The organism is Streptomyces sp. NPDC031554 (assembly GCF_055580685.1).
The window spans coordinates 375100-388672 of the sequence record NZ_JBVIKX010000002.1 but is presented as its reverse complement, the minus strand read 5'-3'; the positions used below and the strand labels follow the sequence as shown (position 1 = coordinate 388672).

Here is a 13573-nt window from a genome sequence, read left to right as displayed (position 1 = left end):
ACAACCGGTCCGGAGGAGGGGCCCCGGGGGGTCCCTCCGGCCCCGGGGTCCCTAGGGGACGGTGCGCGAGACGACGTACACCATGGGGAATATCGGGTTGCCGGTGTTCACCACCACGTCCTGGGTGGGCTGGGGGTCCTTCTGCCTGCGGACGAAGCCGTAGTAGTCGCCGGGCCGGGAGCCGGATCCGGAGAACTTCCAGCCGGTGACGTCCCGGTCGCGCTCGCCGATCGTGATGTCGTCCTTCTCCAGGTCGGACCGGCTGTAGCCGAGTTCGGCGAGGAAGGCGTCCAGGCCCGCGTGCGTGGTCTGGAACTGGACGTAGAGACGGCTGGTCCGCCAGTTGTTCGTCTCGTAGTAGGCGACCTTGTTCGACGGGTGCGGGACCGGCACCTGGTAGAGACGCTGCTGGACCTTGGACGGCCAGGCCTCGGTGAGTCCGGTCGCCGAGTACTTGGCCTCCTTGTCCTTGCCGCTGTCGCGGCTCTGGTTGGCGGAGATCACCAGGTAGCCGGCCGGGACGCCGATGAGCAGCCCGATGATGAGCAGGGTGAGCGCGCGGCGGCGGATCACGTGGCCGCGGGTCTCGGGCGGGCGGGACGGCTCGTCCGGGGAGGCGGGACGGTGGGACAGGGCGGCCGTCACGCGGTGTCCCCGGTGGTGCGGCGGGCGGCCTCCGCGAACCGCTCGTAGCGTTCGTGGCGCTCGACGCGGCGGCGCTTGGCGCGCCGGAAGCGGCGGGCGACGAGGCGGGCCAGGTCGGCGGCGCCGACCATGCCGGCCTCGGGGCCGAGCTGGGCGCGGACGATCCGGGCCTCCGGACGGTAGCCGCGTCCGGTGAGCTGCCGTTTGAAGGCGTCGCGCGCGGGGCCGATGAGGAGGTCGTCGGCGGCGGAGACGCCGCCGCCGATCACGAAGCAGGACGGGTCGAGGGCGGCGGCGAGGTTGGCGATGCCGACGCCGAGCCACTGGCCGATGTCCTGGAGCAGCTCGATGCACATCGCGTCGCCCTCGCGGGCCAGCTCGGTGATCATCGGGCCGGTGATGTCACCGATCTGCCCCTTGACGTGCTCGATGATCCCGTACGCCACCGGGGAGTCGGCGGCGGCCAGTTCCTTGGCCTCCCTGACCAGCGCGTTGCCGCTGCTGTACTGCTCCCAGCAGCCGCGGTTGCCGCACGGGCAGCGGTGGCCGCCGGGCACCACCTGCATGTGGCCGAACTCACCCGCGACGCCGTACTTGCCGCGCTTGACCTGGCCGTCCTCCAGGATGGCGCCGCCGATGCCGGTCCCGAGAGTGATCATGACGAGGTGGTCCTCGCCGCGGCCCGCGCCGAAGCGCCATTCCGCCCAGGCGGCGGTGTTGGCGTCGTTGTCGACGAGGACGGGCACGGCGAGGCGGTCGGCGATGCGGTCGCGCAGCGGCTCGTTGCGCCAGGACAGGTGGGGGGCGAACAGGACGCGGTTGCGGTCGGCGTCGACCCAGCCGGCGGCGCCGATGCCGACCGCGTGCACGTCGTGCCGGTCGGACAGGTCCAGGACCAGTTCCACGATCGTGTCCTCGACGACCTTGGGGCTCTTGGACTTGTCCGGGGTCTCCGTGCGGACCTTCTCCAGGATGTTGCCGTCCGCGTCGACGACGCCCGCCATCACCTTGGTGCCGCCGATGTCGATCCCGACCGTGGGCACCCGGGGTGCGGTCAGGTGGGAGCGGCGCTCGCGGGTGCCGACCGTGCGCAGCGCGGCGGCCCGGCGGGAACCGATGGGGGCGGTGAGGTCGCGGTAGGTGCTCATCGTGGCCGATTCTGCCTCACGCTCACGTCTCGCGGGGGCGGGGAGGGGGGAAGCGGCACGTGACGTGCGGCGCCTTCGCGGCGTGGCGCGGCCCGTGCGGCGGGGCCGCGCGCCGGCACCGTCACGCGCCCCTCAGGGACGCTGCAGCTCGTGGCGGAGGGCGTCCAGGTCGCTGCCGCCCGCCATCTGCTCGGTCAGCTCCTCCAGGGTGATCTCGTCCCGCGTGTGGCTTCCCGCCATGGTCCCCCGCCGCAGCAGCACGAACCGGTCGCCCACCAGGTAGGCGTGGTGGGGGTTGTGGGTGATCAGTACGACCCCCAGGCCCTGGTCGCGGGCGGCGGCCACGTACTTCAGGACCACGCCGGACTGCTTGACGCCCAGGGCGGCGGTCGGCTCGTCGAGGATCAGGACCTTCGCGCCGAAGTACACCGCGCGGGCGATGGCGACGCACTGGCGTTCGCCGCCGGAGAGGGTGCCGATGGGCTGGTCCACGTCGCGCAGGTCGATGCCCATGCGCAGGAGTTCGGCGTGGGTGGTGCGGCGCATGAGGTCGACGTCCATGCGCTTGAAGGGGCCGACGCCCTTGCGGGGTTCCGAGCCGAGGAAGAAGTTGCGCCAGACCGGCATCAGCGGGACGACGGCCAGGTCCTGGTGGACGGTGGCGATGCCGCGGTCCAGGGCCTCGCGCGGGGAGGACAGCCGCGTCTCCTCGCCGTCGAGGCTCAGGGTGCCGCCGTCGTGGCCGTGCAGACCGGCGATGATCTTGATGAGGGTGGACTTGCCCGCGCCGTTGTCGCCGAGGACACAGGTGATGCGGCCGGCGTGGACCTGCAGGGAGACGCCCTCGAGGGCGCGGACGTTGCCGTAGTGCTTGCCGACGTCGGACAGCTCGACGAGCGGTGTGCGGTCGTCGGTCGGCGTCGGTGTCGGTGTCGGTGTCACTTGGCGGCCTCCGCGCGCTTGCGGACCCAGGCGTTGAGCAGGGTCGCGAGGAGCAGCATCGCTCCGAGGAAGAACTTGAACCAGTCGGGGTTCCACTCGGCGAAGACGATGCCCTTGCTGGTCATGCCGAAGATGAGCGCGCCGACCGCCGACCCGGCCGCGCTGCCGTAGCCGCCGGTGATCAGGCAGCCGCCGATGACGGCGGCGATGATGTAGATCAGCTCGTTGCCGACGCCCTCGCCGGACTGGACCACGTCGTACGAGAACAGCAGGTGCTGGCCGGAGATCCAGGCGCCGAGGGCGACGCCCATGTACAGGCCGATCTTGGTCTTCCCGACGGGCACGCCGACCGCGCGGGCGGCGTCCTGGTTGCCGCCGACGGCGAGGATCCAGTTGCCGGCGCGGGTGCGCAGCATGATCCAGGTGGCCACCGCGACCAGGGCGAACCACCACAGGATCGTGATCTTGAAGTTGACGCCGCCGACGGTCAGGGTGGACGCGAAGACGTCGTGGGCGCTGGGGAAGCCCTCCATGTCGGCGATGGTCTTCGTCGAGACGGTGTCGTCGATCAGCTTGGTGAAGCCGAGGTTCATGCCGGTCAGCATCAGGAAGGTGCCGAGCGTGATGATGAAGCTGGGCAGCCGGGTGCGGGTGAGCATGAAGCCGTTGAAGGCGCCGACGGCCAGGGTGACCAGCAGGGAGACGCCGACGCCGACCCAGACGTTGGCCGTCATCTGGTAACTGAACATCGACGACACCAGCGCCGAGGACGTGACCATCACGCCGGCCGAGAGGTCGAACTCGCCGCCGATCATCAGCAGGGCGACCGGGACGGCCATGATGCCGATGGTCGAGGACGCGTACAGGACCGTGCTGAGGCTGCTCGCGCGCAGGAAGCTGTCGGCGGCGAGGGCGAAGAAGACGAACACCGCGAGCGCGCCGACCACCGAGCCCAGTTCCGGGCGGCCGAGGAGCCTGCGCAGCGGGGAGACCCGCAGCAGCCGTTCGTCCGGCGCGACCGCGCTCATCGGGTGCCCCGCTCGGTGTACGCGGCCAGCTCGTCCGCCTGGTCCTTCGTGATGATCTGCGGCCCGGTCAGGACGGGCCTGCCGCCGCCGAGGACGTCGCCGTTGTACCTGTACAGCCACAGCAGGTCGACGGCCTGGTAGCCCTGGAGGTACGGCTGCTGGTCGACGGCGAAGCCGAGGGTGTCGTCCGCCAGGCCGGCGGCCACCTTGGCGTTGAGGTCGAAGGTGTCGATCTCGGCCTTGCTGCCGGCGCCCTGCCGGGCCTTGACCGCGGTGTCGGCGAACGGCGCGCCGAGGGTGACGACGGCGTCGACCGACGGGTCGGCCTGGAGCTTGGCCTCGATGGCCGACTGCACGTCGGGCATGTTGGTGCCGGTGACGTAGAGGTCGGTCACCGTGCCGGTGAAGGTCTTGGCGACGCCGTCGCAGCGCTGCTCGTGGCCGACGTTGCCCTGCTCGTGCAGGACGCAGACCGCCTTCTTCTTCCCGCGCCGGTTCAGCTCCTCGCCGACGGCCTCGCCGGCGATCGTCTCGTCCTGGCCGATGTGGGTGAGCGCGCCGAACGCCTTCGACTCCGCCGAGCCGGAGTTCACCGTGATCACGGGGATGCCGGCCGCGCGGGCGCGGGCGAGGGCCGCCTTCATCGCGTCGGGCTTGGCGAGGGTGACGATGATGCCGTCGACCTTCTTGTCGACCGCCGCGTCGACGAGCTGCGCCTGCTGCTGGGCCTCGTCGTCGTGGGAGTACAGGAAGTTGATGTTGTCCTTGAGCGCGGCCTGCTTCGCGCCGCTCTGGACGATGTCCCAGAAGGTGTCGCCGTCGCCCGAGTGCGTGATCATCGCGAAGGTCCAGCGGGGGGTGTCGACCGCCGCCCGGCCCTGCGCGGCCGCGGCCTTGCGGGCATCCTCGGCACGCTTCCCCCCGGTGCTGCTGCACCCCGCGAGGGAGACGCAGAGCACCCCCGCCAACGCGATCCCTGTCCAGGTCCCAAACCGTGCCACGAGGCCGTGCCCTTCTTGCCGTGTGCCGCCGTACGCGCGCCTTTGGCGTTCTCTCCCACCGGACGCAAACGCCCCAGTATCGAACACGGGGACCACACGTCTCATGACCGGGGACCGCGAGTCCGCCGCATTGTCCGGACAATGCGACGAGGACGGCTCCTGGAGAGGGCGCCACGGCCGCACGGACGAGGGGCGCCACGGCCGTACGGATGAGGGGCGCTACGGCCGTACGAGCAGCTGGAACTCGAAGGAGTAACGGGCGGGACGGTAGATGTGGTCACCGAACTCGACGGCGCGGCCCGTGTCGTCGAAGGTGGTGCGCCGCATGGTGAGCAGCGGGGCGCCCTCCGGCTCGGTGAGGCGCTCGGCCTCGGCGGCGGTGGCGGCGCGGGCGCCGATGGACTGGCGGGCGCTGTGCAGGGTGATCCCGGCCGCCCGCATCATCCGGTACAGGCCCGTGGTCTCCAGCTGGGCGGTGTCCAGGTCCAGCAGGCCGGGCGGGAGGTGGTTGGACAGGTACGCCATCGGCTCCCCGTGCGCGAGCCGCAGCCGTTCCACGCGGTGCACCTCGCTGCCCTCGGTCACCGCGAGCGCGGCGGCGACCTCGGGGGAGGCGGGGACGACGGTGTTGACCAGGACCGTCGTCGTGGGGCGCTGGCCGGCCGCCTCCAGGTCGTCGTAGAGGCTGCTGAGCTCCAGGGGGCGCTTGACCTGGCTGTGCACGACCTGGGTGCCGACGCCCCGGCGGCGGACCAGCAGGCCCTTGTCGACGAGGGACTGGATGGCCTGGCGGACGGTCGGGCGGGACAGGCCGAGCCGGGCGGCCAGCTCGATCTCGTTGCCCAGCAGGCTGCCCGGGGTGAGCTCTCCGTGCTCGATCGCCGCCTCCAGCTGCTGGGACAGCTGGAAGTACAACGGCACCGGAGAGCTTCGGTCCACACGGAGTTCGAGCTGCACGGTAGGGTCCACCTCTGGTCTGGGCACGGACTCGAGCGTAACTCCGTGGCCGGTTGACGGGAAGTCGTGTAGTCCGGTTGTCCGGACAAATGCATTGACAGGTACGGGGCTCCGACGTCACCTTGATTCCATGCGCATCGGGGTCATCGGGACGGGCCGCATCGGCACCATTCATGCGAACACACTCAGCCGTCACCGCGAGGTGGGATCCCTCATCCTGACGGACACGGAACCCGCGCGGGCGGCGGAGCTCGCGCTGCGGCTGGGCGAGACGGCCGCGCCCGGGGTCGAGGAGATCTTCCGGTGGGGCGTGGACGCGGTGGTGATCACCACCGCGACCTCCGCCCACGCCGAACTGATCGGCCGGGCGGCACGCTCCGGGCTGCCGGTGTTCTGCGAGAAGCCGATCGCCCTGGACCTGGCCGGCACCCTGGCGGCGATCGCCGAGGTGGAGGCCGCCGGAACGATCCTCCAGATGGGGTTCCAGCGCCGCTTCGACGCCGGGTACACGGGCGCCCGCGAGGCGGTCCGCTCGGGCCGGCTCGGGCGGCTGCACACCGTGCGCGCGGTGACCTCCGACCAGGCACCGCCGCCCGCCGCGTGGCTGCCGGTGTCCGGCGGTCTGTTCCGGGACGCGCTGATCCACGACTTCGACGTCCTGCGCTGGGTGACCGGGCGGGAGGTGACCGACGTGTACGCCGCCGGATCGGACGCCGGGCCCGCGATGTTCCGCGCCGCGGGAGACGTCGACACCGCGGCCGCGGTCCTCACCCTCGACGACGGCACCCTCGCCACGGCCACGGCGACACGGCTGAACGGCGCGGGGTACGACGTCCGCATGGAGCTGGCCGGGGAACTCGACCAGGTCGTGGTGGGACTCGACGACCGCACGCCGATCGCCTCCACCGAGCCGACCGGGCCGCCGGCGGCCGACAAGCCGTGGACCGGGTTCCTGGAGCGCTTCGGGCCCGCGTACGAGGCGGAGCTGATCGCCTTCGTCGATGTCGTGCGGGGCGGGCGGGTCAACCCCTGCGACGGCCGCGAGGCCCTGCAGGCCCTGCGGATCGCCGAGGCCTGCGAGGTGTCCCGCCGCGAGCGCAGGGCGGTGTCGCTGACGGAGATCCCGGGCGCACCGGAAACGACGGGGGCGTAGCGGGCGGCGCTCGCGTCGTGCGCCGACGGCGCGTGCGGGTGCGGGTGCGCGAAGTCGTGCGCCGGCGGCACGTGCGCGGGGTGCGAACGGGACGGCCCCCGGGTGCCCTCCCCCGCCGACGGGTTCGTCGTCATTCGTCGTCCTCCAGCAGTCCCGCGTCGTACGCCGGCAGGGCGATCTGCACCCGGTTGTCGAGGTCGAGCCCGGCCAGGACGCGGGAGACGTGGGTCTTGACGGTGGCGACGCTCATGAACAGCGCGGGGGCGAGGCCGACGGGCAGGCGGCGGCGCAGCCACACCGCGCAACAGTGCCACCCCGCCCCGGCCGGGCCGGCGTCCGTCCGCCGGCCGAGGTCGACGTCCGTCCGGGGCCGAGGTCGACGTCCGTCCGCCGCCAGCGGGGGCGGGGCGTCCGGCGCTGGAATGGACCCATGACCACTTCGGACAAGACACTGAACGGCAAGGTGGCCCTGGTGACCGGGGGCGGCCGCGGCATCGGCGCGGCGACGGCGGTACGGCTGGCGCGCGAGGGCGCGGACGTGGCGCTGACGTACGTGAACGGCAAGGAGGCCGCCGACGGCGTCGTACGGGCCGTCGAGGCGCTGGGGCGCCGGGCGGTGGCCCTGCGGGCGGACGCGGCGGACGCCGCGGAGTCCGCGGGCGCGGTCGGGGCGGCGGCCGAGGCGCTGGGCGGGCTCGACGTGCTGGTGAACAACGCGGGGATCGGGGTGCTCGGTCCGCTGGAGGACCTGTCGCTCGCCGACGTGGACCGGGTGCTCGCGGTGAACGTGCGGGGCGTCTTCCTGACCTCGCGGGAGGCCGCGGGGCGGATGACGGCGGGAGGGCGGATCATCACGATCGGGAGCTGCATGGTCCAGCGGGTGCCGGGGCCCGGGGCGACGCTGTACGCCCTGAGCAAGTCGGCGCTGGTCGGGCTGACGAAGGGCCTCGCCAGGGAGCTGGGGCCGCGGGGGATCACCGCGAACCTCGTCCATCCCGGGCCCGTCGACACGGACATGAATCCGGCGGACGGGCCGTACGCCGCGGGCCAGGCGGCGTTGACGGCGCTGGGGCGGTTCGGGACGGGGGCGGAGGTGGCGTCGACGGTGGCCCACCTGGCGGGCGCCGCCTATGTGACGGGGGCGGAGTTCGCGGTGGACGGCGGCCACGCGGCGTGAGCCGCCCGCGGCGGGGACTCGCCACGGGCGGACCGGCGGGATCCCGCCGCGGGCGGACGGACGGGATCCCGCCGGGTGACCGGTGAGATCCCGCCGGCGGGGACCGGCGGGGTGTCGCCCCGCCGCCCCTTCCTCCCTCCGGGGCCGGAGGCCGCCGCCCCCCTTCCCCGGACGGGCCGGACGCCCGTCCGCTCAGCCGCCCAGTTCCCGGTGCCTGGTCCGAAGGGCCGCCGCGCCGTCCTCGGTCAGGGAGCCGATGAGGCGCAGGCGCGAGATGCCTCCGTCCGGGTAGATGTCCACGCGCGCGTGCGTGCCCGCCACCGGGGCGGGGAGCACGAAGCGGTGGTTGGTGTCCGGCTGGAGGCGGGTGCGCGCCAGCACCTCCCGCCACTCCCCGCACTCGCCGTCGCGCACGGACACCGCCGCCCAGCCGGCGCTGTTGCCCTTGAGGTACGCCGTGTCGATCTCCAGCGCCCGGATCTCCGCCCGCGCCGCCAGCCGGTACCGGATCCAGTCGTTGCCCCGGTCCCGGCGCCGCCGCGTCTCCCAGCCGTCGTCCATCCTGCGGGAGCGTCCCGGCCGGATGCTGTTGGCGGCCGGTGAGTAGAAGCGGTCGGAGGCGTCCTCGGCCTGCCCGCCGTTCTCGAGGGCGACGACGTCGAAGGTGCCGAGGACGGCGAGCCACTCGGGGTCCGGGACGACCTCGCCGTACACCCGGAGGCGGGCGATGCCCCCGTCGGGGTGCTGGTTGACCCGCAGGTGCGTGAAGCGCCGTTCGACCGACACGGCGAAGCCGTTCGCCGCGTGGCCGCCGACGGGGGTGCGCGGGACCAGCGTCGTCCACTTCACGTCGTCCCCGAGGAGTTCCTCGGGCGACGGCGAGCCCGGTACCGAGGCGCCCTCGACCGACACCGCCTGCGGGTGGTTGCCGCGGAAGTGGGCGGTGTCGACGACGATCCCGTGGATCACGCCGGGCGCGCCGAGCCGGACCAGCGCCCAGTCGTGGTCGTCGTCCGCCGGCCACGGGTGCTCGGCGCCGGCACCGCGGCGCCGGCGGGTCTCCCAGCCGTCCATGACCTTGCCCTTGTGCCCGAAGTGCCCGGGGTCGAACTCGGCGGGACCGGGCAGCAGCAGGTTCTCCCGCTGGGCGAAGAACTCGTCGCCGGCGGCGACGACGGCGGCGCCGAGCCGCCGGTCGGCGAGGTCGGCGTACCGGGTGAAGGGGAAGTCGGCGGTGCGGTAGTCCGCGTAGGGGTCGCCGCCGCCGTAGGGGTTCGCGTCGCCGGTGAAGCGGGGGATCGCCGTCACGGTGATCAGGGGTTCCTTTCGGGGGTCGGCCGCGCGCGGGCGGGTGCGGGGGGCGTCAGTGGCCGCGGGTGAGGAGGCGGCCCCTCGGGGCGGTGAACTCTCCGTCGGAGAGGATGCGTTCGCCGCGCAGCCAGGTGGACCTCACGACGCCGTACAGGGTCTTGCCGGCGTAGGCGGTGACGCGGTTGCGGTGCTGGAGGGTCGCCGGGTCGACGGTGAACGTCTCGTCGGGCGCGAGGACCGCGAAGTCGGCGTCCCGGCCGGCCTCGACGGCGCCCTTGCGGTCGAGGCCGGCGAGGGCCGCCGTGCGCGTCGACATCCAGCGGACCACGTCCTCCAGACCGTGGCCGCGCCGCCTCGCCTCCGTCCAGACGGCGGCGAGGCTGAGCTGCAGGCCGGAGATGCCGCCCCAGGCGGTGGCGAAGTCGCCGGTCTTGAGGTCGGCGGTGCACGGGGAGTGGTCGGTGACCACGCAGTCGATGGTGCCGTCGGCCAGGGCCTGCCACAGGAGGTCCTGGTTGGCGGCCTCGCGGATGGGCGGGCAGCACTTGAACTCGCTGGCGCCGTCGGGCACTTCCTCGGCGGTGAGGGTGAGGTAGTGCGGGCAGGTCTCGACCGTGACGCGCACGCCCCCGGCCTTCGCGGCGGCGATCAGCGGCAGCGCGTCGCCGGAGGACAGGTGCAGGACATGCACGCGCGCGTGGAGGCGTTCCGCCTGTGCGACGAGGTGCGCGACGGCGCTGTCCTCGGCGTCGCGCGGACGGCCGGCGAGGAAGTCGGCGTACCTGGGCCCGCCCCGCCGGGGGGCGGCGTCGAGGTGCTGCGGGTCCTCGGCGTGCACGACGAGCAGGCCGTCGAACCCGGCGATCTCGGCCAGCGAGCGGGCCAGCCGGTCCTGGTCGAGGTGGGGGAACTCCTCCACGCCGGACGGGGAGAGGAAGGCCTTGAAGCCGAAGACACCGGCGTCGTGCAGGGGGCGCAGGTCCTCGACGTTGTCGGGCAGGGCGCCGCCCCAGAAGCCGACGTCGACGTGCGCCCTGTCGGCGGCCGCCCGCTGTTTGGCGCGCAGGTGGCCGACCGTCGTGGTCGGCGGGAGGGAGTTGAGGGGCATGTCGACGAGGGTGGTGACGCCGCCGGCCGCCGCCGCGCGCGTGGCGGTCCAGAAGCCCTCCCATTCGGTGCGGCCCGGGTCGTTGACGTGGACGTGCGTGTCGACGAGGCCGGGCAGCAGGACGTCGTCGCCGAGGTCCTCCAGCCGGGCGCCGGACGGCGTGGCGGCGTCGTACGGGAGTACGGCCGTGATCGTGCCGGCGGACACCGCGACCGAGGCGGCGCGGGTGCCCTCCGGGGTGATGACGCGTGTCGAGCGCAGTACCAGTTCGGCGTCGGGCACCCGGGCCCCTCTCTGCCGGCGTTCCCTTCTGCCGGCGTTCGCTTCCGGGAAACGGAAGGAGGCCGGGGACGCGCTCGGGGGCGGGCCCCGCGCAACCTCCCCGAAACAAAATTCAACGTTCTGTTGAAGGAGTCTTCACTCCCGGCCGTCGCGCCGTCAAGAGTCCCTTCCCCACCACGCTTCCACCGCCGCCGTCCTGGACTTTTCCGCGGAGCGAAATCAACGTTCCGGCCTCCGGGGGGATCGTCCCGCGCCAGCGAGGGGTCGGCCGGCCGCCGGGTAGGCTTCAGCCCCTCCCGCCGGTTTCGAAAGGAACGCGCCGTGCCGACGTCCAGGGCCAGCACCACCGACTCCGCCAAGTCCAGCAGCGGCGGGGTCCAGTCCCTCGAGCGCGCCTTCGACCTGCTGGAGCGGATGGCGGACGCGGGCGGGGAGGTCGGCCTCAGCGAGCTGTCCGCGAGCAGCGGGCTCCCGCTGCCGACGATCCACCGGCTGATGCGCACCCTGGTCGCCTGCGGATACGTCCGCCAGCAGTCGAACCGCCGCTACGCGCTCGGTCCGCGGCTGATCCGTCTCGGCGAGTCCTCCGCCCGGCTGCTCGGCACCTGGGCCCGCCCCCACCTGGCCCGCCTGGTCGAGGAGACCGGCGAGACGGCCAACATGGCGCTGCTGGACGGCGACGAGGTCGTGTACGTCGCGCAGGTGCCCTCGAAGCACTCGATGCGGATGTTCACCGAGGTCGGCCGTCGTGTCCTGCCGCACTCCACGGGTGTGGGGAAGGTCCTGCTCGCGGGCCTGCCGGACGCCGAGGTGCGCGCGCTGCTCGCCCGCACCGGCATGCCGGCCGCGACGGACCGGACGATCACCACCCCGGAGGGCTTCCTGGCGGCCCTGGAGGAGGTCCGCCGCACCGGTTACGCGGTGGACGACAACGAGCAGGAGATCGGCGTGCGCTGCCTGGCGGTGCCGGTGCCCGGCTCCCCCACCGCGGCGGCCGTCTCGGTCTCCGGCCCGGCGGGCCGCGTCACCGAGGCCGCCACCGGCACGATCGTGCCGGTGCTCCAGCAGGCGGCCCGGGAACTGTCCGAGGCGCTGTCGAAACCGGGCGGCGCGGCGACCTGAGGCCCGGCCACGACGCCGGGCCGGCCACCGCACCGGCACAGGCACCGGCACCGACACCGGCCGTCGCTTCGGCCCGGTCACCGCACCGAGCCCGTCGCCCCACCGGCGTCGGCCGTCACCTCGGTCCGGTCGCCGCAAACGCCCTCTCGAGACGGCAGGCCGCTACGTGTGACGTGCTGTCAGTCACGGGCGCGATCAGCCGGGAGGAGAACCGTGCGCCGGGAGAAGTCCCCTGCGGCAGGAACGTCGTGGTGGCGGACGAGCCGGATGCACGTCGGCTCCAGGGGGCCGTGTCCGCCGTGGAGATGCCCACCACGGTCTCCCCCTGGCCATCGCTGGGCGCCGCCTTTCCCATCGACGCCGGGGCAACCCTCACGAAGTCCCCGGCGACCGCTCTGCCGACTCCGCGAAGGCGCTGGGAGCGATCACGGGACTGAACCGTCCGGCCCCGCCCGCACCACTGCTCCCCGTCCCGGTTCCACAGGGACGCCGTCGTCGCCCGAGATGCCGCTCGGGCACCTCGGTGCGGCCGCCATCGACACGTCGTCGAGCAGGCGGTGGGTGAAAACGACCCGCCGACGCGCTTTGCTGGCCACCCTGGTCGCGGTGGCCCTGCCTACGGCGGCGGGGTCGGCGCACGTCCTTGGGCGGGACGAGAGCGACGGCCCGCAGGCGGCGTCGGTCGAACTCGCGCGGGAACTCTTCGCCGCCGCCGAGGCATTCGACCAGGAGGGGAGGGCACGTGACGCGCGGGCGACCGTCGTGGACGCGGTGCGGCTGTGGGGCGAGCTCGTCGGGCTGGACCCGGACCGCAACGGGCCGCCTCTCGCTCCCGCCGTCCTGCGGGCGTTGGGCAGGGCCGGTGTGGACTTCAGTGTCCTGCGGCCCGCGCTCCTCGGCTGGCTGGGCGATCCGGTCCACACGCCCTATCCGGCGATCTCCCAGGTGATCCTGCTGCGGGGATGGCGGTTCACGGCACCGGTCCTCCTTGACGCCGTCGTCTGGAACTACGAGCACACGCCCGAGGTCACCTCTCCCCGCGACGTCGCCGACGTGCACACCGATGTCCTTAAGGCGGCCGTCCTGGAGAACACGAGAACGCGCCACGGCACGCAGGTGACGGAGTTCGATCGACTCCTCAGGCCCTGAGTGCGTGGGCGCCCGCGTCCGAGGCCCTCTCGGCACCCGACTCCGATCGGCCGGGCGGCCGGACCGGATTTCGGTTTCACTCGCCGTCGCGCCGGCGCCGCTGGGCCCCGTGCGTCAAAGGAGCGTCACCTTCGCAGGCGTACGGCGGACGCCCTCCCCCACCCCGAAGGAGACCTGGCCCGGCGGCTCCTCACCCGCGCTCCGGCGGCTCCCCGAACAGCTCCACCGCGTCCCGTACGTCCGACAGCCCCCGCGCCAGCGCGCTCACCGAGCCGATCGCGCCCGCGACCAGCAGCAGGGAGCGGCGCAGCCGGGGCGCCTCCGGGATGCCGTGGGCCGCCATCGCGGCGAGCGCGGCGAGTTCGTCCTCGGCGACGATCCGGTCCGGGAACTCGACCGGATGCGCGGCGAGTTCGCGGCGCAGCCGGGACACCGCGGTCCGCAGTTCCGCCACCCTCGGATCCTCGTCGCCGCCGGTCACCGGCCTCTGTCCCGATCTCCGCACCGCGGTTCCCCCCACGCGCGTTCCCGCGCGTCCGTACATGGCGTC

The 13573-nt window shown here is 73.4% G+C and carries 13 protein-coding genes and 1 pseudogene; 4 read left to right on the top strand and 10 right to left on the bottom strand.

The features are described 5' to 3' along the window. Positions 1-51: 51 nt before the first annotated feature. From ACZ5FU_RS07175 to ACZ5FU_RS07150, 6 genes are all read right to left on the bottom strand, one after another. Positions 52-645, bottom strand: coding sequence for a sugar kinase (locus tag ACZ5FU_RS07175; RefSeq protein WP_451529272.1), 594 nt, complete (start codon positions 643-645; stop codon positions 52-54). After that, positions 642-1793 (bottom strand): ROK family glucokinase, encoded by a 1152-nt coding sequence (locus ACZ5FU_RS07170; protein ID WP_451529273.1) that lies wholly within the window; start codon positions 1791-1793, stop codon positions 642-644. Before ACZ5FU_RS07170 ends, ACZ5FU_RS07175 begins: the two co-directional genes overlap by 4 nt. A gap of 132 nt (positions 1794-1925) precedes the next feature. Then, the gene (locus tag ACZ5FU_RS07165; protein ID WP_468645141.1) at positions 1926-2735 is read right to left on the bottom strand and encodes an ATP-binding cassette domain-containing protein; all 810 of its coding nucleotides are present in this window, start codon (positions 2733-2735) and stop codon (positions 1926-1928) included. Further along, positions 2732-3763: an ABC transporter permease gene (locus ACZ5FU_RS07160; RefSeq protein ID WP_451529275.1), complete on the bottom strand. Its 1032-nt coding sequence runs from the start codon at positions 3761-3763 to the stop codon at positions 2732-2734. The genes ACZ5FU_RS07165 and ACZ5FU_RS07160 overlap by 4 nt, the downstream gene beginning before the upstream one ends. Next, positions 3760-4764, bottom strand: coding sequence for a sugar ABC transporter substrate-binding protein (locus ACZ5FU_RS07155; RefSeq protein WP_451529276.1), 1005 nt, complete (start codon positions 4762-4764; stop codon positions 3760-3762). Before ACZ5FU_RS07155 ends, ACZ5FU_RS07160 begins: the two co-directional genes overlap by 4 nt. A gap of 219 nt (positions 4765-4983) precedes the next feature. After that, positions 4984-5721, bottom strand: coding sequence for a GntR family transcriptional regulator (locus tag ACZ5FU_RS07150; RefSeq protein ID WP_451529320.1), 738 nt, complete (start codon positions 5719-5721; stop codon positions 4984-4986). Between the two features lie 130 nt (positions 5722-5851). Between ACZ5FU_RS07150 and ACZ5FU_RS07145 the strand changes: the two genes are divergently transcribed. Then, the gene (locus ACZ5FU_RS07145) at positions 5852-6874 is read left to right on the top strand and encodes a Gfo/Idh/MocA family protein (RefSeq protein WP_451529277.1); all 1023 of its coding nucleotides are present in this window, start codon (positions 5852-5854) and stop codon (positions 6872-6874) included. A gap of 130 nt (positions 6875-7004) precedes the next feature. On the opposite strand, the pseudogene ACZ5FU_RS07140 reads toward ACZ5FU_RS07145, so the two are convergent. Further along, positions 7005-7142 (bottom strand): annotated as a pseudogene (locus ACZ5FU_RS07140) (DNA-binding response regulator); the annotation flags it as partial. Positions 7143-7304: 162 nt separating this feature from the next. On the opposite strand from ACZ5FU_RS07140, the gene ACZ5FU_RS07135 reads away from it, so the two are divergent. Continuing rightward, positions 7305-8051: an SDR family oxidoreductase gene (locus ACZ5FU_RS07135; RefSeq protein ID WP_451776858.1), complete on the top strand. Its 747-nt coding sequence runs from the start codon at positions 7305-7307 to the stop codon at positions 8049-8051. A gap of 192 nt (positions 8052-8243) precedes the next feature. Here ACZ5FU_RS07135 and alc read toward each other — a convergent pair whose 3' ends face one another. Both alc and allB read right to left on the bottom strand, forming a co-directional pair. Further along, a complete protein-coding gene (alc, locus tag ACZ5FU_RS07130; protein ID WP_469045050.1) occupies positions 8244-9359 on the bottom strand; it encodes an allantoicase in 1116 nt (371 codons plus the stop codon). A gap of 55 nt (positions 9360-9414) precedes the next feature. Beyond that, positions 9415-10752: an allantoinase AllB gene (gene allB / locus ACZ5FU_RS07125; protein WP_468645135.1), complete on the bottom strand. Its 1338-nt coding sequence runs from the start codon at positions 10750-10752 to the stop codon at positions 9415-9417. 321 nt (positions 10753-11073) lie between these two features. On the opposite strand from allB, the gene ACZ5FU_RS07120 reads away from it, so the two are divergent. Together ACZ5FU_RS07120 and ACZ5FU_RS07115 are read left to right on the top strand one after the other, a co-directional pair. Beyond that, positions 11074-11874 (top strand): IclR family transcriptional regulator, encoded by an 801-nt coding sequence (locus tag ACZ5FU_RS07120; protein WP_451529281.1) that lies wholly within the window; start codon positions 11074-11076, stop codon positions 11872-11874. 606 nt (positions 11875-12480) lie between these two features. Then, on the top strand, positions 12481-13023 hold the full coding sequence (locus tag ACZ5FU_RS07115; protein ID WP_469045048.1) for a hypothetical protein: 543 nt from the start codon (positions 12481-12483) through the stop codon (positions 13021-13023). Positions 13024-13213: 190 nt separating this feature from the next. Here the strand turns inward: ACZ5FU_RS07115 and ACZ5FU_RS07110 are convergent, their stop codons facing one another. Continuing rightward, a complete protein-coding gene (locus ACZ5FU_RS07110; RefSeq protein ID WP_451529288.1) occupies positions 13214-13504 on the bottom strand; it encodes a DUF5955 family protein in 291 nt (96 codons plus the stop codon). Positions 13505-13573: the final 69 nt, after the last annotated feature.

Excerpts from the sequence above, each read along its gene's own strand:
- ACZ5FU_RS07170 (WP_451529273.1), bottom strand. The coding sequence starts at position 1,793 with ATGAGCACCTACCGCGACCTCACCGCCCCCATCGGTTCCCGCCGGGCC.
- ACZ5FU_RS07160 (WP_451529275.1), bottom strand. The coding sequence starts at position 3,763 with ATGAGCGCGGTCGCGCCGGACGAACGGCTGCTGCGGGTCTCCCCGCTG.
- ACZ5FU_RS07145 (WP_451529277.1), top strand. The coding sequence starts at position 5,852 with ATGCGCATCGGGGTCATCGGGACGGGCCGCATCGGCACCATTCATGCG.
- ACZ5FU_RS07135 (WP_451776858.1), top strand. The coding sequence starts at position 7,305 with ATGACCACTTCGGACAAGACACTGAACGGCAAGGTGGCCCTGGTGACC.